Raw genomic sequence first — 22104 nt, 5'->3', positions numbered from 1 at the left:
CAAGAATGACGATGAACAAAAATATAAAGTTTACGTTGATTTGCCTTTTGCTGGCTGCGTTTACGGTTGTGGCAGCTGGCTGCGGAAAAGCAGCGAACAACGAAAGCAGCAGCGGCAATGGCGGCAAGGCTTCAGGCGACGGCGTCGTGAAGATCGAGTTTTTCCAGCAGCAAGGGGAAGAAGCGATTCAGAACGCCTACAAGGCAGTCATTGAGGACTTTTCCAAAGAATATCCAAACATCAAAATCGAGATGAACACTGTACCGGACTCCGTTAAGGTGCTGACGGCAAGAGTAGCATCCGGCGATATTCCTCCGTTGTTCACAGACTGGCCGACTCAACTGCAATTTAAAGAAAAAGTGAAAAATGGCTACATCGAAAAGCTGAGCGGACAGCCGTTCATCGAGAAAGTGAATAAATCGTACTTGGCAATGACGCCTGCAGACGACGGTGAATACTATTCGCTTCCTTATGCCCGTAACTACATGGCTGTTTATTACAATATTGATCTGTTCGAGAAGAACAATGTTGCGATCCCGACAACGTATGCCGAATTCATTGAAGCATGCAAGAAGTTCGCTGCCAGCGGTGTAACTCCGCTCTACCTGCCGATTAAAGACGTCGGCCACATTTTCCAAGCGACGAACATCGCCTACGTGCCAGGCGGCGTAGAGGAAATGGTGAAGGTTGCGAAAGGCGAAGCTCAAGTAGAGAACAACCCGGCATTCCTCGCATTCGGCAACAAGCTGAACGAGCTGTTCACTTACGCCAATAAAGACGCGGCTGGCGCCAGCACGGCGATGATGCAAGAAGCTTTTGCTAACGGCCAAGTGGCGATGATTATTTCCGGCTCTTACGGCCGCGGCAACATTAAGCTGGCGAATCCGGATCTGAAATTCGGTGCGTTCCCGCTGCCGAATGATACGGTTGAGACGACGAATGTACTCAGCGGCGTGAACGCGGCGCTCTCCGTATCGGCGAAAGCGAAGCCAGAGGAGAAAGAAGCGGCAATTACGTTCATCAGCTACCTTGCACGTCCGGAAGTTGCGCAAAAATGGTCGGATCTGTCCGGCGAGCCTTCCATTATCGAGGGCACGGTATATGAGGACGCTAATTTGAAGCCGCTGCTCGATTTCATTGACAAAGGCCAAGTGCATGACTGGATGGCTTCCACGATTCCGAGCAATATCGTAACGGAGTTGTACAGCACAACACAGGCATTCCTGCTGGAGAAGCAAAGCGTGGAGAAATATTTGAAAAATATAGACGCTACGATTAAATTAAACGCCGCGAACTAAACGCGCCGTAAGCAGGCCAGGGGACGATCATTTGAAGGGCATCAATTCGAATATCGTCCCCTTCCTATTTCTATCCGAAGGAACAGAGGTGCGGCATGAACAAAAAGATCTTCTCCTTGGACCGGTATACTTATTTCTTGTTTTCGCTTCCTGCGGTCATTTTGTACTCGTTCTTTTTCGTATATGCCGTCATCGTCGGCATCAATTACAGCTTTACGGACTGGAACGGGATTAGCAAAAGCTATAACTACATCGGATTTGATAATTATTTGAGTCTGTTCAAAAACCCGAACTTCTGGCAATCGCTTGAGGTTACGGGCAAATATGCGTTGATGCTCGTCATCGGCGTGATGGCATTATCCATGATACTGGCGCTCAGCTTGAATTCGCTCAAGCGCTTCAAGACGTTTACCAAATCCGTCTATTTCTTGCCGGCGATGATTAGCGCCGTTACGCTGTCCCTCATCTGGGATCAGATGTTTTACCGGATCGCACCGAAAATCGGTGAAGCGTTGAATATCGCTGCGCTGTCTCAAAGCCCGTTAGCAAGTCCAAAATATGCGTTGATCGCAATTGTGCTGGTCAACATTTGGCAGGCGGTAGCGCTGCCGACGCTCATTTTCATCGCGGGATTGCAGTCGGTGCCGGATGAGTTGTATGAATCTGCGCGCATCGATGGCGCATCGACGTTCAAGCGGTTCCGGTTCATTACGATGCCGTTTCTCGTGCCGACGATCACCGTCAACATGGTACTGGCGATCAAGGCGGGGGTTACTTCCTTCGACTATGCCTATACGCTGACCGGGGGCGGGCCGATTAAAGCCAGCAACCTGATTGGCATTATGATCTATAACGATGCTTTCCAAAATATGAAATTCGCAATGGCCAATGCGGAGTCGGTCGTGCTGTTCGTCATCATCGCCGTCTTGTCGTTTGTCCAGATTTGGCTATCCCGTAAAGGCGGTGTGAACGGAAAATGAGGCTGACTATCAAATCCGAAGGCTTGGGCTGGAGAATACTTCGCAACGTCGTTCTGGTGCTGGGCATCATCATCATTCTCGGTCCGCTCTATCTCGTTCTCGTCAACTCCTTCAAGACGATGCCGGAAGCGGGAAGAAACTTTTTCGCGCTGCCGCAAAGCTTGAACTTCAACAACTATGCCGAGCTTTTATCCAAAGGCGAGTACTGGGGTTATGTATGGAATACGACCTATATTACTTTTTTCGCTATTCTGCTGGTCGTGCTCATCAACCCGACCGTATCCTATGCGATTGCGAGAAATTCGCATAAAACCTACTATAAGCTCATTTATTTCTATTTATTGCTGGGCTTGTTTGTGCCTTTTCAGGTTATCATGCTGCCGCTTACGAAGATTATGACGGGGATTCATCTATTGAATCCGTTTGGACTTATCATTTTATACGGAGCGCTCAGCTTGACGAGGGGCGTATTTCTGCTGGTCAACTACATTCAGCAAATGCCGGCGGAAATTGAAGAAGCGGCTCGAATTGACGGCTGCAGCACGTTTCAAATTTACTATTCGATCATTCTGCGGCTGATTGCTCCGATGCTGGTGACGCTGGTCATTATGGACGCTCTGTGGTTCTGGAATGACTTTATGCTGCCATTGCTGCTGCTCAATAAGGCAAAAGAGTTTTGGACGCTGCCGCTGTTCCAATACAATTTCAAAACCGAGTATTCCTTCAACTATACGATGGCTTTTACGTCCTATTTGATGGCGATGCTCCCGATTATTCTTGTCTATGCCTTTGGGCAAAAGCACATTATTGCAGGTCTGACCGAAGGTGCGGTAAAAGGTTGATTTGTGCAAAAAGAAAGGGGCTGCCGCCGTTATGCTGGAAACGCGAATTGAGGAGTGGATCGAAGCGCACCGGGAACAATTGCTTGCCGATATCGGCAAGCTCGTAGCGATTCCCAGCGTTGCAGTGGAAAGCGCTGAACCGAAAGTGTACGGCGAGACCTGCGCGGAAGCGCTGGAGACGATGCTGGCGCTCGGCGAGCAGTATGGCTTCCGGACGTTCAATGCCGACTATCGCTGCGCGGTTATCGAAGGCGGGCTGGAAACCGGGAAAAGCGTGGGCATATGGGGACATGTCGATGTCGTGCCGGCGGGAGAGCATTGGATATATCCCCCGTTCGAGTCTACGCGGAAGGGCGATTTCCTGATTGGCAGAGGTGTGCAGGACAACAAAGGGCCAACCATCGCCGTTTTGTATGCTTTACGCTGCATCAAGGAGCTGCAAATTCCGCTTCGCTATAAGGTGAAGCAAATCATTGGCTGCTCGGAAGAGGCGGGCATGGGAGATGCCCTTTATTTTGTTGAGCATCATGATGTGCCGGATTTCAATATTGTTGCGGATAGCGGCTTTCCAGTCTGCTACGGGGAGAAGGGCATCATCGAGGCGGAGCTGGCTTCCGCCGATTGGAAGAGCGGGAGCAGCGCATTAGTCGATTTCCGAGCGGGCAGCGCCTCCAACATCGTGCCGGGTGATGCGGAGATCATTCTGCGCTGGAATGAGACGCTAGCCGGCAAGCTGGCGCATTTGCCAGATTCCATTGTGACCACGCGGACAACGGTAAACGGGATCGAAGCGGTGAAGCTTGCGGCAACAGGCATCTCTGGCCATGCTGCGTTTCCCTCGGGTTCCGTTAATGCCATTAACTTGCTGTTGGATGCTGTATTGGCTGCGGAATTGCTAGATGGGGCAGACGAGAGCGCGTTCCAATTTATTCGCTCGATCTGCGCAACCAACGATGGCGCAGCGCTCGGTATCGCTTGTGCCGACGAGCTATCCGGCGAGCTGACTTGCGTGGGTGCAGTCGGCAGGCTGGAAGCAGATGAGGTTCGTCTCGCGATTAACATTCGCTATCCCATTACAGTCGATGCTCAAGCTTTAGTGACCACGATGCGTGACGCGGCTGAAGCCGGAGGCTTCAAGCTGGCAAGCATTCATATTAATGAAGCGAACCGCGGTAATAAAGAGGCAGCCGAGGTCCGGCTGTTGAACGATACGTTCAACCGGGTAATGGGAACGCAGGCGGAGCCCTTCGTCATGGGCGGCGGAACGTACGCCCGGAAAATCCCGAACGCGGTTGCCTTTGGCCCCGGATTGCCGGCAGATATTAGCGTGCTGGGCATGCCAGCCGGCCACGGGCAAATTCACGGCCCGGATGAAGCGCAGTCGATACCGAATTTATTAACGGCATTGAAAATTTACGTCATGGCGCTTATCGCGTTGAACGAGGCGATGTAGCCGGATTATACGGGGATGGCCCTTTCATCGGGACTCCCTCTACAACAACTTGAAATGTAAAAGTACATTTTGATGAGCCCAAAAAGGTCTGAAAAAGTGATCAAAATGCAAAAGCGCAGTTGAAACCTAGTATTTAGGGTCATTCGGTACTTTTTAGCCCGATCAACCTGCACATTTACATTTTGATGCCATAGATCGCCGATAAATCGGCTGACAACCTGCACATTTACATTTTGATTAGCAATTGCTATCTATGCAGGGCCTGTATTCACGCTCTGGCATTTGCAGCAGCAGACTGGCAACTGGAATATAGCGGCTGAACATTAGTAACCTAATGTATACTAACTACACTTCCTATAATATAGTGACTTTGTTTTCCCTACTTACAAATCCGGACAAACTTCTCTAGAATGGAAGTGCAGGGCAGCAATTAATGCCCGCAACCTGACTAGAGGAGTGACTGCAAGTGCCAAAGGTAGTTGTAACAGGCGGCAGCGGCATGCTGGGCAAATGGGTAGTGAAGCATTTCGTAGAGCAGGGGTATGAGGTGCTGAACGCTGACGTAAAGCATCCGGCAGAGCCGATTAGCCGTACGGTCATTGTTGATTTGAATAATCTGGGTGAGGTATATGGCATATTGGCGGGTGCGGATGCCGTGGTCCATCTGGCGGCTATACCCGTAGCCTACTCTCATCCGAATGAAGTAACTTTCCACAATAATGTAATGTCTACCTATAACGTATTGGAAGCAGCGGCAGGCCTTGGCATCCGCAAGGCGGTTATCGCCTCCAGTGAGTCCTCATATGGACTTGTATTCGCGGAGCATTCGATTGGTCCGCAATATGTTCCCGTTGATGAAGCGCATCCGCAGCTGCCGCAAGACAGCTATGGCTTGTCCAAAATCGTCAACGAGCAAACGGCGGATATGTTCAATAGACGGACGGGCATGCAGGTCGTATCGTTCCGGCTTGGGAATGTCATTTCACCTGAGGCATACGAACGGTTCCCGCAGTTTATTCATGATCCTGAGCAGCGCGAGCGCATTCTCTGGAGCTATATCGATACTCGTGATGCGGCACAGGCGTTTCAACTGGCAATAGAAGCCGACGGACTGGGCAGCATTGCGTTGAATTTGGCGGCGGATGATTCCAGTATGGCGATTCCAAGCCGGGAGCTGATGTCTGCCCGCTATCCAGAGGTGAACGACTTCCGCAAGCCGCTCGAAGGACATGAGTCGCTGCTGAGCAATGAGAAGGCGAAGGCGCTATTGAACTGGCAGCCGAAACACGCTTGGCGCAGCTATGTAAAGCAATGAGCCAATAAGAATATAAGCCGTTGGAGGGAGCTCATTCATGCGCCTCCAGCGGTTTTTTTTGATATGAGTCGAATGAATATGCTAAAATCGGATGCATAAAGCGGGTTTTGAAAAAGCCCTTTTGAAAGGAGTCATACATACATGAGCACCAACATCCTGCCTTACCGGGCAGAAGATCATGAGCAGCTCGTCGACATCTGGCATCGAGCTGTGGCAGCTACCCATCATTTTCTGACGGAAGAAGATATTCAGTTTTTCCACGATATTGTTCGAAACGAAGCGCTGACTGGGGTTGAGCTTTGGACCCATTATGATGACAATAATAAGCCGACCGGATTTATCGGTCTCGATGGAACGAAGGTCGAAATGCTCTTTGTCGATCCGGTCCGTCATGGTCAAGGAATCGGCAGTAAACTGCTAAAGCATGCAGAAGAGCTGAAAGGCAACGTGCTTCAAGTCGACGTTAATGAACAGAATGAAGGAGCATGCACGTTCTACCGTCGTTACGGATTTACCCAGACGGGACGTTCGGAGCTGGACGGCTCTGGCAAACCGTTCCCGCTGCTTCATTTGGAGCTGCGCACATCTTAAATTAAGATAAGCGAGTAGAAAGCCCCATCAGAGTCCTGAATATCTCAGGTCCGATGGGGTTTTCTTGTATCATTTAGCCGCCGTTTTGATGAATTTGCGGAGCGCCTTGGCTTGTGCGGGAGATAGATTCGCTATTTTTTGATCCAGCAGCTCTAGGGCATAGCGATAGAGCTCAACATCAGCCGCGTTTTTCGCTTTGATCCGATCGATCGTCTCCGTTGCGCATTCGATTTGCAGCAAGCGATTTGGCGTTATGTTCAATCTGGAGCATGGCTGCAGCTTCCACCCCATCTGCCGAGACAGCAGAAACTGCGATTCGGCATACCGCTCTGTAATGCCAACGAAGTCAAAGTGATGGCGCAGGTTTGCTTTTGCCAGCTCCAGATCGGGCTGTGTGACGCATAACTCTCCGCTGACGAACCGAGTCTGTAAATTCACATATTCAAGATCGAAATTGTCATCGTTGACGAAATAGTCCAGCGTTATTCCGATATTGTAAGACTCGGGGTAGTCAGGATTTTTATATTTAAAATAAAAATACGAGATGATCTGCTCTACCGGATCTCGCAGCATCGTCATGTAACGGTAAGGACGGTCTATGAAGCTGTGCAGGCCGAACGGATAATGGCCGCAAAAGGCGTCCGCTTCCCGAAGCTTTTCCAGCAGAAGCGTCTGGTTGTCGGCGACTTCAAAGTAATACACAAGCTTCGGGAATTGATGGAGCAGCACCTGCGTAAGCGAAGTTCCGCCTGTTTTCGGAATATGCATGAACAACAAGAGACTGTCGTCATCTGACCTTTTCTTTGTATTCGCCATGGTTAGCTGCCTCCCTTTCTGTCCGCCGGCAAATAACCTTTGCTGCGAAGATACCGAAGAAGAATAGAGACTGACTCCGCTACAGAAACCTTCTCGCTGTTAATTTCAATTTCCGGATGCTCAGGTGCTTCATAAGGGGCTGATAGGCCGGTGAACTGGCGGATTTCTCCTGCCCTCGCTTTTCGATACAACCCTTTCGGATCTCTCCGTTCGCACTCCTCAATAGCACACCGGACATACACCTCAATAAATTCCTCCGGCTCGAACCGGGAACGAAGCAGCTCCCGGTCGGCTTGATACGGCGTGATGGCTGCTGCCAGTGCAATGAAGCCGGCGTCCACGAACAGCCGGGCTGTCTCACCCATTCGCCGAATATTTTCCGATCGGTCCGTTTGGCTGAATCCCAGCCCCCGATTGAGGCCGAGGCGCAAATTGTCGCCATCCAGCATATAGCTCCTGCAATGGAGCTCATGCAGCGCAAGCTCCAGTTCTGCTGCCAGTGTCGATTTGCCGGATCCCGACAATCCTGTAAACCACAATACACAGCTGCCATGGCCGTTGGACAGCTGCCTGCTTTGTTTGCATACCTTGGAGGAATGCCACGCAACGTGGGTTGATTCAGGCTGCATGTCTTTCGCTCACCTCGCTCTAGTCATTCTCTTCTTTAGTTTATGTAAGGACCCGGCTAGCGTATATAGACGAAAGGAGCCCGATTTTTCGCAAAAAGAAGCGAGCTGCAAGAGGGGATTTCCTCTTATAGCTCGCCCCATATCCTTAATGTCCGTAGGCCTCCATTTCGGCTTTCGGGTCATGTTTTTTGTGCCCCATAGCGCAGGCTGCTAAGACAGCAAGAACGGCGGGGATGAGCCCCCACATGAAAATGTCTGTAATGGAGGAGGAGACGCCGCTTAGCAGCCGATCCAGAATACCCTCTGGTATTGCCGCACGAGCGGAAGGATCCATGAGTACATAGGGATCTTTAAGATTCACATTTTGCGGAATATCCGTTGTGCCGCCTGGGAACATTTCGGTCAATTTGCGGGTCATCAGATGATTTTGCAAAATGCCAAATGTGGTGATGCCCAGCATCATCCCCAATGATCGGAGGAAATTGAGCGTCGACGTCGCGGATCCCCGCTCAGATGGCGGAATATCTTGAATCACCGCGTTGCTTAGCACAGAGAAGGACGCACCAATGCCAAGACCAACAATAATCATATAGATGGTGATGACAATTCGAGGTGTACCTGCCGTTATGGTCGTCAGCAGTGCGAGCCCAATTACCAATAGCAGCAGTGTTGAGGCAAGAATGGTTCTGTAGGACAGGCGTGCCATCAAAAAGCCGCCAAGGGTAGCCGTTACGACCGTACCCAGCATCATCGGCAGAAGCATGAAGCCCGAATTGGTAGCCGTTCCTCCAAGCACTCCCTGAATATAGATAGGAAGATACACTGAAGCGGCAATGAAAGCCGCTCCGCTGAGAACCGCAATTAATGTGCTGCTCGCAAATAGCCTTACTTTAAACATGGCGAACGAAATGATCGGCTCTAACGCTCGTCTTTCCGCGAAGATGAACAAGACGGCCAAGATGAGGAACCCCCCGAGCAATCCGATAATCGGCCAAGAATCCCATGCGAACAGCTTGCCGCCAAGCTCAAGCGAGAAGATCAGACAGATGATCGCTCCGATAAGCGATAGGGCGCCAAGCCAATCGATCTGCTGTTTCGAACGGGCAGGTGATTCTTTATAAAATTTGTAGACAAGCATTAAAGCGGCGACACCGAGCGGCAGGTTAATATAGAAAATCCACTGCCAGCTCCAATAATCGGTGAGGAACGCTCCCAGCAATGGGCCAAATACGCTGGACAAGCCGAATACGGCGCCAAACAATCCCATAAGCTTGCCGCGATTTTCAGGGGATACGGCATCTAGCAGAATGGTGAACGTGATAGGAACAAGCGCTCCAGCGCCAATGCCTTGAATGGCGCGGAACAGACTAAGCTCTGCGATCGAGCTTGCCGTGCCGCATAAGGCGGAACCAATCATAAAGACGATGATGCCAAACAGGAAAAATCGTTTTCGGCCGTACATATCTGACAGCTTGCCAAAGATCGGCATACCGGCCATCTCCGCTACCATATAAGCCGATGTAACCCAGACGAATTGATCCAGTCCGCCTAGCTCGCCTACAATCGTCCCCATAGCTGTCGCAACAATCGTGTTGTCCATAGAAGCCATTAAGAGGGAGAGCAGCAATCCGGCTATAATCCATCCCATTCCCGTTGTGTTTCTGGTATTCGTTTTATTCATTCTTTTTTCTTCCTCTCCGGTTGAACCGCTTGAATGTTCTTATTGTAGAGGGTGAAGACTGACAGCAGTATGTCAGTGTTGCTGCAGTCCCTAAACTTATTCTAAGTCTCCTTATAGCTTTGTTCGCGTTTAGCCGGTTTTGCCAATGGTCATAATGGGGAGTAGATGCAACGCAGAGAGAAGGTACAGCCTCATGGAACGGAAGAAATCGCCTCAATCCAGACAGCCCGATACATCGCAAATTTATCCGGAGTATGCCCATATTCCAATTAGACGTACAATCGAGGAAAACGTGGAGCAAGTGCGGCGCGACTTAGGAGAGAGCGACGATGTTATCGTTCGCGAAATTCCGTTCGAAGGAACGGAGACAGCCGCAGCTGCTATCGTCTATATCGACGGAATGTCGGATTCGGTCATTATCAATCAATATATATTGGATGTACTAATCGGCAATATGAGAGGTATCTTAGAGGGTACTCAGGATGAACGGGGACGGGGCGGGGATCAGACTGCTCTGGCAAAGGGACTGCTTGTAGGAATTGGCTCAATCCGGACGGTGACGGATATGGGCTCTTTCTATAGAAATCTTCTCTCCGGCGAAGCCGTTATTTTGCTGGAAGGGAGTGATTGTGCCTACTCTGCTGATATTCGCCAGTGGAAAAGCCGGGATATTTCCGAATCGACGAATCAGACATCCGTTCGCGGACCAAGAGAGAGCTTCAATGAAACGCTTCGTACCAATACAGCTTTGGTTAGAAGAAAGATCAAAGATCCCCGGTTGAGGCTCGAAACCTATGCGCTGGGCACTGTGACGAAAACCGATGTTACGATGATGTACATTAAGGAAATTGCAAAGACATCGGTCATCGATACAGCCCGCTCCAGGCTGCAAGCGATTCGGATCGACAGCATACTGGACAGCGGCTATATTGAGGAACTGATAGAAGACGGGAAATACTCGGTTTTTCCAACGGTGTTCAATACCGAACTGCCCGACAACGTCGCATCACAGCTGCTGGAGGGCAAAGTGGCGATTTTGGTGGACGGCACGCCTAATGTATTGCTTGTTCCGACGCAATTTGTTTCTTTTTTTCAATCTACGGAGGATTATTACCAGCGTTCCGTTTATGCCAGCTTGCTTAGAATGCTGAGGTTTGCCAGTCTCTTCATTTCGCTTCTATTTCCTTCTCTGTATATCGCAATTACAACCTTCCATCGGGAGATGCTTCCAACCTCGCTCTTGATTAGTCTGGCCGCACAACGGGAGGGTGTACCGTTTCCGGCATTCGTTGAAGCATTTGCCATGGAGGTCACATTTGAAATTTTACGGGAGGCCGGCTTGCGGATGCCGCGCGCGATCGGCCAAGCCGTATCAGTTGTGGGCACGCTCGTTATCGGCCAAGCTGCCGTAGAGGCGGGCATCGTCTCTGCTGCAATGGTTATCGTCGTTGCGGTAACGGCGATTTCCACCTTCACAACACCTGCTTACAGCATGTCCATTCCCGTTAGGATATTGAGGTTTGTATTCATGATGGTCGCCGCCAGCTTTGGGCTGTTCGGCATTATTATGGCGTTTTTCGTGCTGCTGCTGCATCTATGCGCGCTGCGTTCCTTCGGTGAGCCCTATATGTCTCCAATCTCTCCGCTGCAAACGGAGGATATGGAGGATTCGCTTGTGCGGCTGCCTCGATGGCTGCTGTTCAGACGTCCCAGCACATCCGTGTCCAGTGGTGCTGATAGGATTCGTAAACCGTGAGGGGGCGCGGCATGTTTTATAAAATGATGGTAGTTCTGCTCTGTTTGTTAATGCTTAGCGGCTGTTGGAGCCGCAGGGAGCTGAACGAGCTGCTTATTGTACTCGGTATCGGCTTCGATTGGGTGGATGGCGAATATCTCGTATCGTTCCAGGTCGTTAATCCAAGTGAAATATCTGCGCAAAAAAGAGGCGGAGAGCGGCCGCCCAGCACCTTGTATCAAGGCCGAGGCAAGACGATGCTGGAAGCCGCACGTTCTTTGACGGCGGAAGCGCCGCGGAAAGTATATATGGGACATTTGCAGTTGTATGTCATTAGCGAAGAGCTGGCAAGAATGGGGATAGGCGATTTTATTGACAATGCTCTCCGAGACAACGAGCATAGAATGGATTTCAAACTCGTCGTAGCGAGAGGGATGAGGGCTGAAGATATTTTGAAGCTTTATACACCGCTCGATAAACTGCCGACCAACAGTATGCTGAGATCGCTTGAGACATCCGAGAAAAACTGGGCGCCCACCGTTTCCGTAACGATGGATGATGTGCTTAAGAAGCTGTCTGCAGATGGAACCGAGCTTGCTCTTACGGGCATCAAGCTGATCGGCAGTCAGGAGATGGCGGAGTCGAAAAGAAACGTCGAGACGTTTCTTCCACAAAGCCGCTATCGCTATAAGGGAATTGCGGCCTTTAAGGGTGATAAGCTGGCTGGCTGGTTGAATGAGACCGAGAGCAAGGGCTATACGGACATTACCGATAAACTGCAAAGCACTTCGATTGAAATTCCATGCAAAAAAGATACGTTTATCGGCATCGAGGTTACTTCTTCCAATTCGAGTATCGAATCGAAAATAGTAGGAGGAGAGCCGGAGTTTACGATACATATCCGATCGGAAGGCAACATCGTCGAAAGGGGTTGCAGAGATGTGGACATTACCGATCCTGCGACGATTGAGAAGCTGGAGCGCGAGGCCGACGAGATTATTCAAGGCAATGCCGAGGCGGCAGTGAAGCGGGCGAAGTCGATGAAATCTGATTTTTTAGGCTTTGGCGCCCAGCTCAACAAGGATCACCCCTCGGTCTGGAAGCAAGTCAATAAAGATTGGAACGATACCTATCTGCCGGATTTGAAAATCCGCTATAAGATAAAGATGTTGATCCGCAAAACGGGAACGACGGGCAATTCGACATTGAAGTAGTAGAAATGGGGGAGGTGCGATCATGTCATCAGTCTTTGCCGTGCTGGCGTTAGCTGCGGCGGCCCTCGGATTGGAAGTTCCAGGGCTTGTTAAACGGAAACGCAAACGGGAACTGGCTGTTTTTCTCATCCTTCTGTCCATAGGTTCTGCACTATACATTGCTCTAGCCTTGGAGACGGAGCTTCCGAACCCGTTCGGCGTATTGAAACTTGCATTCGGAGGGACGACAGGCTAAAGGGCGCGCTAACCGAAAGGAAAAACGAATGGAACAATTCGCTAATGCTAAAATATCGGTTCGCCAATTTACGATTCTCATTATAATCGGAGTTATTGGCGACTCCATCTTGATTATGCCGACGATCGTCGCGGCATCCTCCAAACAGGATGCATGGCTGTCAATGGCAATAGCCGCATTGCTGGGGCTTGTTATGGGTGCTGTATTTGCAGCAATCGCTAACCGTTTGCGTAGACAAAGTCCCATAACCGCTTTGCAGAATCGAATTGGCAAGGCTGCTGGCGGCTTTGTCGGACTGCTGCTTCTGTTTAATTTCTTTATGTGCGCACTTACGCTGATGAGTGAAATGAGCCAGTTCATGACGACGCAAATGATGCCGGAAACGCCAGTCAATGCAATTTTGCTATTGTTTATGGCGGTGATTATTATCGCTTACCGATATGGCGTTGAATCGTTTGCCCGTGTAAGCGAGCTGCTTTTTCCGGTGTTTCTGTTTCTATTTCTGTTTATGGTGATTTTGCTGATGCCTCAAGTGGATCTCTCCAATATGAAGCCGATTTTAGCAAAAGGGCTGCCTCCCGTTATGATGAGTGTAATGCCCGCTTTCGTAACCGGATTTGCTGAAATGGTCGTACTGCTCATGCTGGTTCCTCATGTCGCCGGGAAAGCCAAGCTCACGAAACCGATATTATGGGGTTATGCCATAGGCGGCTTGATCCTGTTCATCGTGGTCGATTTATGCGTGCTTGTGCTCGGTCCTAGTCTGATGGAAACCAAATATTATCCGACCTTTGTGCTGGCTCAAAAAATTACGATCGGACAGTTTTTAGAGCGGCTCGAGGTTATTCTCATGTTAATCTGGATTATTACCGTTTTCTATAAGACGCTTCTCTTGTTCTATGCGCTTACGGCCGGAACTGCACAAGTATTGGGTCTCAAGGAAAGCCGTATGCTGACGATACCTTATGGCATGATTCTGATTGTCGCTACGATAGTCGGTACGCCGAACATCTCGGAGTATAACAAACTGCTCATTTACTACTATCCTTGGTTCGACACTGTTTTCTGCATAGGGGTGCCGCTTGTGGTTCTGGCCGTGCTTGCTGCTACCGGCAAAGGGAAGGCGAGCGGACAGGGAGGCCATGCCCAAAACAGTCAGAACGGCCAGAACGATCAGAACGGAACAAACCCATAGCAGGGATATACTTGTGAGCCATTTGCTTGTATGCATCTGCACGAAGAAAGAAGCCCGCAATTATCGGCCGGGCTTCTTTTTTTGCACTCATTTAAAAAAACAATGAATCTTGCAATCTAGTATAAAGATACAAGCATGACTCTAGCATTCTACATATCTTATAGAAACAACAGAATGAAGGAGTGATGGAATTGTCCAAAAAAGGAGGAGGCAGCTCCGGTGACCGCAGTTCTGGCTGCTATAGCTATGGCTGCAAAAGCAGCGGAAAAAAAAGCAGCGGAAAAAAAAGCCATGGCAGTAAAGGCCATGAAGACAAAAGCGGCGGCTGTAAAAGCTGTGGCAGCAGCAGATGCAGCTGCAAAAGCCGTGGAGACAAGTACGCGAAAAGCTGGGGAAATCGCGGCGACGATAAAAGGGAAGAAAACCGGCAGCATGGCAGCGGCGGAACGGCCAGCTTCGCTCTATGCATTTTGAAAAAAATCGGTGTAGGCACCCCGAATATTCGAATTCATTTTGACGGGGTTACCCATACCGGGATATTTCTTGGCGTTGAGGGCGGATGCGTCATTCTGAATGCGAAAGGCGTCGTCTCTTATATTAAGCTTTCTTCCATAACGGCAGTTGACGTTGGTGTCGTATCGAGGTCGAAAACCAAATGGAAAAAACATTGCAAATATTAGTGGAGATGATAGTGGGATAAGTCAATAAATGGCGAGCAGGTTTTGATTAAATACCGGATCGCCATTTTTTGTTGGCTCACTAGACGGGTTCTAGGAACCGGTCGAGCGGTAATGCCGAACGCCAATGCGCCACATAAGCAGGCAAGGGATAAGAAAGAGAAACCCGGCCAGCGGGATGAACGCATAAAACGCTTGTTCCGTACGGCCAAGAATGTACAACAGCGGAAAGTAGTTGAAGCAGGCGAAAGGGATAATGAAGGTGAAAAACTGCCTAACCTGCTTGGCGTAAATGTCGAGCGGATATTGCGTCATTTCGCGGCCTCCGTCGGTAAAGATATTGACGATTTCGAGTCCTTGTACCGTCCAGAAGCTGATTGCTGCGGCCAGAATGAAAATACCGGTGAAGATGACGACGCCGCTGGCTATCATGAGCAGAAGTGCAATTGCTTTGAGCATCGTCCAATCGATTCCAATGTGAGAGACGGCCCATGCGAGAACAACTCCGCTGAGGATCAGCCGGCCGAACCTGGCAAACTCGAATTTGGAGCCCAATACTTGAACGACTGTACCCCGGGGTCTGACAAGCAGCCGGTCGAAGTCCCCCGTTACGATAAGCGATGAGAAGGAATCAAAACCTCTGGCAAAGCATTCTGTAATAGTGAATGCGATATGGGTAACAGCAAAGCATAATGCGACTTCATAAAAACTCCATCCTTGCAGCTGTCCAAATTTATCGAATAGGAAGTAGATACCTGCGAATACCGTAAATGGCGTCAGGCACTGTCCGATTGCAAGGAAGAAGAAGGAGGTGCGGTATTGCATTTGCGATTTAAACAACATCAGCATGTATTTCCAATACAAATTCATCTCACTTATCCTCCCTGCACGACGATGCGGCTAAGCGCTTTTTTCATCGTAAAATATCCTATTGCAACCAGGGCAGCTAACCAGATGAGTTGAATTAACAAGCCTGTTGAAGCTTCTTCGATTCCGATGTTGCCGGTAAATACCCGGAAGGGAAAATCGGCCGTCCAATGGAATGGCAGTACATAGACGATTTTTTGCATCCATTCCGGCATAAGCGGGACAGGAATGACGAGACCGGCGAAAAATTCGCCAAAGACGCTGAACAAGAGCAATGATCCGGCCGGAGACATCGTAACGAACACTGAGATGTAGATGAGCATAGAGATGGCAACCAGCATGAGCAGTCCGGCAATCAGCACGGCGAGGAACAGCAGCAGAGAGGGAAAGTCTGGCGGCAGTTTAAGCCGGTAGGGCTCGGGCAGAAACAGCGTGACGATAAGAATAGGGAAGCAGCGAAGCAGGGCGCTCGAGATGCGCTGCGCAAGCAGCTTGGCGTACCAAAGTCCGTAAAGGCCGCTTGGCCGGCAAAGCTCGTAGGCAATGTTCCCGCTTGTAATGAGTTGAAACAGCTCATTGTCTCGCAGCCATAGGACAACAAAGGCGAGAAAAGCTTGCTTGAGCCAAGTGTAGGTAATCACCTCGGAAAGCGTCATTTCAGGAGGCGTAACGGTATGGGCGTAAAAGGCCTCGAAGATCATAATGAAGATGAAGCCGAAAAAGAACTGCGTACCGATTCCGGCAAGTGCTGCCGCCCGGTATTGCAGGCCGTTGTTCAAGCGCATCTTAAAAACAGAAAGGTATGCCTTCATTACAGTTGGTACTCCTTATACATTTGGACGATGATGTCTTCGATGGGCTGCGTATCGATAGCGACATCGAGCAGCTCGACCTGACTGGACAATTGGGTAAGCACTTCTGCCATCATAAGCTGTTCTGTATCGACGCTAATGACCGCTCGGTCCGGCGTCCATGACAGGATGGATGCTCCGGGAAGCTGGAGCGGAACGGTGTTCTCGCGATAATCTGCTGTAATTGTCCGTTTCGTGCTGAACCGGCCGCGCAAGCCTTGCACGCTCCCGTCATAAAGCAAGGTGCCTTTGCCGATCAGCAGAATTCGATTGGCGAGTGCTTCGATGTCGTTCATGTCATGCGTGGTGAGAATGACGGTAACGCCTTTTTCCCTGTTGATCGTCTTAATGAAGTTGCGTACGGCGATTTTGGAGACGGCGTCCAGACCGATGGTCGGCTCGTCCAGAAACAAGATGTCGGGGCTGTGCAGCAGCGAGGCGGCGATTTCGCAGCGCATCCGCTGACCCAGACTGAGCTGCCTTACGGGCATGTGGAGAAGGCTGCCCAGATCCAGCGTATCGGTCAATAGAGTGAGCATGCTGCTGTATTCGCCCTGCGGAATCCGGTAAATATCGCGAAGCAGCTCAAAGGAATCGATGACCGGCACGTCCCACCACAGCTGGCTTCGCTGTCCGAATACGACACCGATATTTTTTACGTAAGCTACGCGATCCTTCCAGGGTGTATGGCCCATAATGGTGCAGCTGCCGCGATCCGGCACCAGAATGCCGCTCATGACTTTGATCGTGGTCGATTTGCCTGCTCCGTTGGGGCCGATATAACCGACGATCTCTCCCTTCGGGATGTGGAAGCTGATGTCTTGAAGCGCCTCAACCTTCGTATACTCCCGGTGAAATAACGATTTGACCGCATGCTTAAGACCTGGCGGCCGCTTGGCTACCAGAAAGGTTTTGCTTATTCCTTCTACCTGAATCAAGTGTAAATCCCTCCTAACATTGTAAATTGACAGGGAGAAGATATTACCATTTGTTTGTAAACGTTGTCAATTAAAACTTTAAAAGATATAAATCCGACAAAAACGATAGGATAAATAAAATAATATATTGACACTGCGTTAATAGGCCGTTAATATAAAAAAACAAGATGTAAAGCTTACCATCTTAATCGGATAACATAGGATGATTAATCTACTGGACGGCCAGAGATTCAACCCAGAGCGAAAGTGCTCTTTGTTGAGTCTTCTTTTTTTATCCAAAAAAGAAAAGAACACAGCAGGGTCATGGCAAACAATAAGCTCAAAGAGCGAAACGAAAGGGTTGTATTCATATCATGAAAAAGCTCGGGACAAAAAAATTAACGGCATCAATTATTGTAGCCTCCGCAGTCGTTCTTGTGGTGACTTATGCGGCGGTATTTGCAAATAACGGATCGGGAGATCGTTCGGCTGCGGCTGCAACGAAAGAACCGGCAGCGCAGCAAGCGACAACAGTTGGAGAGCAGCCGAAAGCGACAGAGGCACCGGCAGACGTGCAGCCGAAGGCAGCAACAACAGCAGCAACGACGGTATCGGAAGAGAAACAACAGCCAGCAGCGGACGCCGCTGTGAAGCCTGAAGCGAAGGTGTCAGAGCCTGCAGCAAAATCGGACACGAAGCAGCAACCTGCAGCGGCAGAGGCAACTGCGAAGCCTGAAGTGAAGTCGTCAGAGCCAGCTGCGAAACCGGAGACGAAGCAGCAGCCGCAAGCCGCTCCAAAAAGCGATGACAAACAGGTTCAACCGACAGCTGCTCCTAAAGCAGAAGAGAAACCGGCAAAGCCGCAAGCAACAGCTAAACCTGCTGCGGAAGTGAAGCAACAGCCGCAAGCGAGCGCACCGGCACAAGAAGCTCCGGCACCTGCGCCAACAGCTCAGCCAAAGGATAAGAAATCGGGCAGCTTCGTTCAGAAGGAAGAAAAGAAAGCAGCACCTTCCGGCTCGTCGGATTCGGGTTCCTCTTCTAGCTCTTCGTCTTCTTCCTCGGGTTCGGGTTCTTCCGGCTCCAATTCGGGTTCGGACGAAGAAATTTGCTAATTGCGATTTAACCAGCCTAGACAAATCAGAATCAATAAAAGGAGAATCGAAGCACTATGAAACTAGCTTACAAATCTAAAAAAATCGTAGCTTTGCTTCTGACCGCATTGCTGCTCGTGCCGGCATTTCAAACGCCAAGTGCATCGGCAGCTTCAGGAAGCGTAGTCAGCCATTATAACTATTTCAATTCCGTATACAGCGAACTGAATGATGAGAACCATGTGTTCAGAACGGCCACTTACGAGGATATCGTTCATCTGTTTGACAGCGCCGGCACCTTTGCCGTTCTGATTGGCGGGGCTTGGAGTACAAGCACGCAGGAGCATATCGGAATTATTAATGAAACGGCCAAACAATATGGCGTTCAAACGATTTACAATTTCGATACCAAGCTGGATGGCGCAACGCTTGATATTGCGGACAGCAGCAACCCGTTTGCCGATTATTACGTGGAACTGGTGAACAAGTATTTGACTAACTTGCAGACAACTTCGGAAGAAGTAGTCAGCTATGATAAAGCTGGCGTAGGAGCAGTAACTGCACCTAAAGTGAACGAGCCATACTTGTTCATCTACAATAAGGATCATGTAGATGAGGAAGGCGGCCGTGCTCCAATTATCGCTTCTCTTGAGGCTGGTGATTTGGCAGCAGACAGCTACAGAAGTCAGGTAGAAGCGCTGTTCGATCAAGTTTCCGAGGAAGTTGAAGGCGTTAAAGCAGCTAAAATTGATACGATTAACGATTTTGACTATTTTACAACAGCCTTTAATACGAACGGAAAAGCGACGATTTTTGATAGCGCCGACCAATCGATCGTATTTGAGCATGTGACCTACGACCAATTGCTGGGCTTGCTAGGCAGTGAAGGCAAGTACGCGATTTTGTTCGGCGGATCATGGTGCCCGAATACGCAAGCGGCGATCAAATTCATCAACAAATATGCCAAAGCCTATAATGTCGATAAAATTTACATGTGGGATCCGAAGCTGGATGCAGGCGTATACGCCTCCGACCCAACGAACGACCCGCACGCAAATAACCGGCTTCAAGTCCGTGCAACCGGCCATCCGGATGCGAATCTTTACGTAGATTTGGTTAACAAGTACTTAACGAATATCGTAACGCTCTACGACAAGTCGAGAAACAATGTAAGCTACGTGGATGGCGACAACAATACGGTTGTAGCGAACAAGCTTCAAGTGCCATACCTGTTCACTTATGATAAAGACCATAAAGACGGAGAAGGCAAAGCGGCTCCGATTCTGGGACATGTTGAGCTCATGTACTCGTGGACAAATATTCAACCGAATTATGTACGTAACGGCGCTACAGGCGTAAATTACAACAACTACACGGAAGGATTGGACAATCTCTTCCCTACGTTAACAGGTCAATCGGCGCAAGCGGCACCTTCGTTGCCATTAGCGGCATCGGCCCCAACGTCAGCAAGCAATAACGATGGCAAAATTACAGGTGCAGTTGTCGGGCTGGAGTACAAGCTAGCGCAAGCTACGGTATACGCTCCGGTTACGGATACTACAATTACAGGTCTGGGAGCAGGCACTTACTACATCCGTTATGCAGCCAAAGATGGCTTCAAGGCAAGTCCGTCCGTGAAACTGGACGTTCCGGCATACGTTCCTCCAACTGGTGGAGGAGATGGCGGTAACGGTGGTAACGGCAACGCAGGCGGCGGTACGCCTCCAACGACTGGCGGACCTGGTACGACTAACCCGAGTACTCCCGTATCGACAACGATAACGGCTGTGTCGACCTCTAATGCAGCTGAGGGTACAACAAGTGCAACTGTTTCCACAACTGCAGTGAACGGCTTGCTGGAGAACATTAAGAAGGCAGAAGCGGAAGGCAAACCGGCTCTTGCATCGATCAAAATCGATGCGCCTGCACAAACAAAATCAGCAGACGTAACGATTCCAGGCAGTGCTTTCGCCCAAATCGGAGATAGCACGCAAGCGGCTGTGCAGTTCGATTTTGCCAATGTCGGTACGATTGTTCTGGATGCAGCAGCTGTCAAAAGCGTTGGCGCAGAAGCTGGTGCGAGCAACATTAACGTAAGAATCACGAAAGGTGAGCTTACAGCAGAAGGCAAGGAAGTGCTGGGCGACCGCCCGGTTTATAACTTGACTATTTTTGCTGGCGAGAAGGAAATCACTACTTTCGGAGGCGGAACCGTTAATGTAAGCATTCCGTATACGCTTAAAGCTGGAGAAGATGCTAACGCAATTATCGTTTACTACGTTTCTGATGAGGGCCTGGAGACGATCCGCGGCCAATATCGTGCGGAGACCGGAACGGTAGAGTTTTCAACGAAGCATTTCTCGCAATACATTATCGGTCTGAACGCAGTAAACTTTGCGGACGTTGCGCCAACTGCTTGGTATGCCAATGCAGTACATTATTTGGCGGCGAGAGAAATCGCTAACGGTACGGATGAAACTCATTTCAGCCCGAATGCAACGATTACTAGAGGACAATTTATCGTTCTGCTGCTTAATGCGTACGGTATTCAAGCCGATAGCAATGCTGCCGATAACTATTCGGATGCAGGCAATACGTATTACACGCCATACTTGGCGGCTGCCAAACGTCTCGGTATTGCCAATGGCACAGGCGACAATCAATTCGAGCCAAACAAAGCAATTTCGCGTCAAGATCTGTTTACGCTGCTTCATCGTTCGCTGACGGTTCTTGGAGAGCTTCCTGCCGAGAAAACGAACGCAACGATTGCGAGCTACACGGATGCGAACCAAATCGCTGGCTATGCTGCAGAAGCATTCAAAGCACTGGTTGAAGGCGGAGTGGTCTCCGGCAGCAACAACAAGCTTAACCCGCTGGGCGTGACGACTCGAGCAGAAGCAGCTCAAGTCATCTACAACTTGCTCAGCAAATAAGAAAGATCAAAGAAAGGGCGGCCAATTGGCTGCCCTTTCTTTAGTTGCATGGATGTATGGCTAGGGGGATGGGAAGTAGGAGTAACTTGATTAGGCGATATTGGGCGTAGAGGTAGAATTAACTTTATCGTTATTTAGAGTAACCTCTGATTTGTTTGATAGCGAAGCGGCTTCGTTAAATAACGAAGCAAACTTCGCTGTAGGCCAGTGAAGCAGTGGCATATCAGCAGATAGCGAAGCTAGCTTCGCAACTGGAGAACCTAGGTTCACGAATAGCGAAATTAGGTTCGCTCTAGGAGGAAGTGGATGCTGCTAGGTAAGCAAGAGCGAAAATAGGTTCGCTAATCTGCGAACCAGCTTCGTTGTAGGCCCATAAGCAGGGGCATATCAGCCAATAGCGAAGTGAATTTCTCAAAATAGCGAATCCGCTTCGCTCTCGCAAACCCAACAATGCTGGTGATAATGGACAGAGTTATGCAATAGCGAAGCGGCTTCGTTAAATAACGAAGCAAACTTCGCTGTAGGCCAGTGAAGCAATGGCATATTAGTTGATAGCGAAGCTAGCTTCGCAACTGGAGAACCTAAGTTCACGAATAGCGAAATTAGGTTCGCTCTAGGAGGGAGTGGATGCTGCTAGGTAAGCAAGAGCGAAAATAGGTTCGCAAATTAGCGAACCAGCTTCGTTGTACGACAATAAGCAGGGGCATATCAGCCAATAGCGAAGTGAATTTCTCAAAATAGCGAATCCGCTTCGCTGTTGACGTTATTTTACTGCTAGCGG

General features: G+C 49.7%; 19 protein-coding genes. 13 read left to right on the top strand and 6 right to left on the bottom strand.

Features of this window, described 5'->3' with window-relative positions:
• Positions 1-11 precede the first annotated feature (11 nt).
• From IEX98_RS08905 to IEX98_RS08880, 6 genes are all read left to right on the top strand, one after another.
• Positions 12-1298, top strand: coding sequence for an ABC transporter substrate-binding protein (locus IEX98_RS08905; RefSeq protein ID WP_188888607.1), 1287 nt, complete (start codon positions 12-14; stop codon positions 1296-1298).
• 95 nt (positions 1299-1393) lie between these two features.
• Positions 1394-2278, top strand: a complete 885-nt coding sequence (locus IEX98_RS08900) for a carbohydrate ABC transporter permease (RefSeq protein WP_188888606.1) — start codon at positions 1394-1396, stop codon at positions 2276-2278.
• Positions 2275-3120 (top strand): carbohydrate ABC transporter permease, encoded by an 846-nt coding sequence (locus IEX98_RS08895; RefSeq protein WP_188888605.1) that lies wholly within the window; start codon positions 2275-2277, stop codon positions 3118-3120. The genes IEX98_RS08900 and IEX98_RS08895 overlap by 4 nt, the downstream gene beginning before the upstream one ends.
• A gap of 31 nt (positions 3121-3151) precedes the next feature.
• Positions 3152-4573, top strand: a complete 1422-nt coding sequence (locus IEX98_RS08890; RefSeq protein ID WP_188888604.1) for a Sapep family Mn(2+)-dependent dipeptidase — start codon at positions 3152-3154, stop codon at positions 4571-4573.
• A gap of 466 nt (positions 4574-5039) precedes the next feature.
• Entirely contained in the window at positions 5040-5888 is an 849-nt protein-coding gene (locus IEX98_RS08885) for an NAD-dependent epimerase/dehydratase family protein (protein ID WP_188888603.1), read from the top strand.
• 141 nt (positions 5889-6029) lie between these two features.
• Positions 6030-6479, top strand: a complete 450-nt coding sequence (locus tag IEX98_RS08880; RefSeq protein WP_188888602.1) for an acetyltransferase — start codon at positions 6030-6032, stop codon at positions 6477-6479.
• Between the two features lie 69 nt (positions 6480-6548).
• Here the strand turns inward: IEX98_RS08880 and IEX98_RS08875 are convergent, their stop codons facing one another.
• The 3 genes from IEX98_RS08875 to IEX98_RS08865 all read right to left on the bottom strand — a co-directional run bounded on the left by IEX98_RS08875 (position 6549) and on the right by IEX98_RS08865 (position 9605).
• Positions 6549-7295, bottom strand: a complete 747-nt coding sequence (locus IEX98_RS08875; protein ID WP_188888601.1) for a sulfotransferase family 2 domain-containing protein — start codon at positions 7293-7295, stop codon at positions 6549-6551.
• Between the two features lie 2 nt (positions 7296-7297).
• The gene (gene cysC, locus IEX98_RS08870; protein ID WP_188888600.1) at positions 7298-7924 is read right to left on the bottom strand and encodes an adenylyl-sulfate kinase; all 627 of its coding nucleotides are present in this window, start codon (positions 7922-7924) and stop codon (positions 7298-7300) included.
• Positions 7925-8069: 145 nt separating this feature from the next.
• Positions 8070-9605, bottom strand: a complete 1536-nt coding sequence (locus IEX98_RS08865) for an MDR family MFS transporter (protein ID WP_188888599.1) — start codon at positions 9603-9605, stop codon at positions 8070-8072.
• A gap of 193 nt (positions 9606-9798) precedes the next feature.
• On the opposite strand from IEX98_RS08865, the gene IEX98_RS08860 reads away from it, so the two are divergent.
• The 5 genes from IEX98_RS08860 (at position 9799) to IEX98_RS08840 (ending at position 14664) form a co-directional block, all read left to right on the top strand.
• A complete protein-coding gene (locus IEX98_RS08860; protein WP_188888598.1) occupies positions 9799-11361 on the top strand; it encodes a spore germination protein in 1563 nt (520 codons plus the stop codon).
• Positions 11362-11372: 11 nt separating this feature from the next.
• The gene (locus IEX98_RS08855) at positions 11373-12554 is read left to right on the top strand and encodes a Ger(x)C family spore germination protein (protein WP_188888597.1); all 1182 of its coding nucleotides are present in this window, start codon (positions 11373-11375) and stop codon (positions 12552-12554) included.
• Between the two features lie 22 nt (positions 12555-12576).
• Positions 12577-12789: a hypothetical protein gene (locus IEX98_RS08850; protein ID WP_188888596.1), complete on the top strand. Its 213-nt coding sequence runs from the start codon at positions 12577-12579 to the stop codon at positions 12787-12789.
• 28 nt (positions 12790-12817) lie between these two features.
• Positions 12818-13984 (top strand): GerAB/ArcD/ProY family transporter, encoded by a 1167-nt coding sequence (locus IEX98_RS08845; RefSeq protein WP_188888595.1) that lies wholly within the window; start codon positions 12818-12820, stop codon positions 13982-13984.
• 191 nt (positions 13985-14175) lie between these two features.
• Positions 14176-14664, top strand: a complete 489-nt coding sequence (locus tag IEX98_RS08840) for a hypothetical protein (RefSeq protein WP_188888594.1) — start codon at positions 14176-14178, stop codon at positions 14662-14664.
• 90 nt (positions 14665-14754) lie between these two features.
• On the opposite strand, the gene IEX98_RS08835 is transcribed toward IEX98_RS08840, so the two are convergent.
• From IEX98_RS08835 to IEX98_RS08825, 3 genes are read right to left on the bottom strand one after another with little or no spacing between them, the layout of a single operon-like run.
• Positions 14755-15531: an ABC transporter permease gene (locus IEX98_RS08835; RefSeq protein ID WP_188888593.1), complete on the bottom strand. Its 777-nt coding sequence runs from the start codon at positions 15529-15531 to the stop codon at positions 14755-14757.
• A gap of 5 nt (positions 15532-15536) precedes the next feature.
• Complete coding sequence (locus IEX98_RS08830; RefSeq protein WP_188888592.1) at positions 15537-16340, bottom strand: ABC transporter permease; 804 nt, start codon at positions 16338-16340, stop codon at positions 15537-15539.
• Entirely contained in the window at positions 16340-17317 is a 978-nt protein-coding gene (locus IEX98_RS08825) for an ABC transporter ATP-binding protein (protein WP_188888591.1), read from the bottom strand. Before IEX98_RS08825 ends, IEX98_RS08830 begins: the two co-directional genes overlap by 1 nt.
• A gap of 353 nt (positions 17318-17670) precedes the next feature.
• Between IEX98_RS08825 and IEX98_RS08820 the strand changes: the two genes are divergently transcribed.
• Both IEX98_RS08820 and IEX98_RS08815 read left to right on the top strand, forming a co-directional pair.
• Entirely contained in the window at positions 17671-18411 is a 741-nt protein-coding gene (locus IEX98_RS08820) for a hypothetical protein (RefSeq protein WP_188888590.1), read from the top strand.
• A 56-nt stretch (positions 18412-18467) separates the two neighbouring features.
• Positions 18468-21323 (top strand): S-layer homology domain-containing protein, encoded by a 2856-nt coding sequence (locus IEX98_RS08815; RefSeq protein WP_188888589.1) that lies wholly within the window; start codon positions 18468-18470, stop codon positions 21321-21323.
• Positions 21324-22104: the final 781 nt, after the last annotated feature.

This window comes from Paenibacillus radicis (ex Gao et al. 2016) (assembly GCF_014641555.1).
In the GTDB taxonomy this organism is placed as follows: Bacteria; Bacillota; Bacilli; order Paenibacillales; family Paenibacillaceae; genus Pristimantibacillus; species Pristimantibacillus radicis.
This window is presented reverse-complemented; position numbering and strand designations above follow the sequence as displayed.

Coding starts and splice junctions, on each gene's coding strand:
- IEX98_RS08855 (WP_188888597.1), top strand. CDS start 11,373: ATGTTTTATAAAATGATGGTAGTTCTGCTCTGTTTGTTAATGCTTAGC.
- IEX98_RS08850 (WP_188888596.1), top strand. CDS start 12,577: ATGTCATCAGTCTTTGCCGTGCTGGCGTTAGCTGCGGCGGCCCTCGGA.
- IEX98_RS08820 (WP_188888590.1), top strand. CDS start 17,671: ATGAAAAAGCTCGGGACAAAAAAATTAACGGCATCAATTATTGTAGCC.
- IEX98_RS08890 (WP_188888604.1), top strand. CDS start 3,152: ATGCTGGAAACGCGAATTGAGGAGTGGATCGAAGCGCACCGGGAACAA.
- IEX98_RS08845 (WP_188888595.1), top strand. CDS start 12,818: ATGGAACAATTCGCTAATGCTAAAATATCGGTTCGCCAATTTACGATT.
- IEX98_RS08875 (WP_188888601.1), bottom strand. CDS start 7,295: ATGGCGAATACAAAGAAAAGGTCAGATGACGACAGTCTCTTGTTGTTC.
- cysC (WP_188888600.1), bottom strand. CDS start 7,924: ATGCAGCCTGAATCAACCCACGTTGCGTGGCATTCCTCCAAGGTATGC.
- IEX98_RS08905 (WP_188888607.1), top strand. CDS start 12: ATGAACAAAAATATAAAGTTTACGTTGATTTGCCTTTTGCTGGCTGCG.
- IEX98_RS08865 (WP_188888599.1), bottom strand. CDS start 9,605: ATGAATAAAACGAATACCAGAAACACAACGGGAATGGGATGGATTATA.
- IEX98_RS08860 (WP_188888598.1), top strand. CDS start 9,799: ATGGAACGGAAGAAATCGCCTCAATCCAGACAGCCCGATACATCGCAA.
- IEX98_RS08895 (WP_188888605.1), top strand. CDS start 2,275: ATGAGGCTGACTATCAAATCCGAAGGCTTGGGCTGGAGAATACTTCGC.
- IEX98_RS08880 (WP_188888602.1), top strand. CDS start 6,030: ATGAGCACCAACATCCTGCCTTACCGGGCAGAAGATCATGAGCAGCTC.
- IEX98_RS08815 (WP_188888589.1), top strand. CDS start 18,468: ATGAAACTAGCTTACAAATCTAAAAAAATCGTAGCTTTGCTTCTGACC.
- IEX98_RS08830 (WP_188888592.1), bottom strand. CDS start 16,340: ATGAAGGCATACCTTTCTGTTTTTAAGATGCGCTTGAACAACGGCCTG.
- IEX98_RS08835 (WP_188888593.1), bottom strand. CDS start 15,531: ATGAATTTGTATTGGAAATACATGCTGATGTTGTTTAAATCGCAAATG.
- IEX98_RS08900 (WP_188888606.1), top strand. CDS start 1,394: ATGAACAAAAAGATCTTCTCCTTGGACCGGTATACTTATTTCTTGTTT.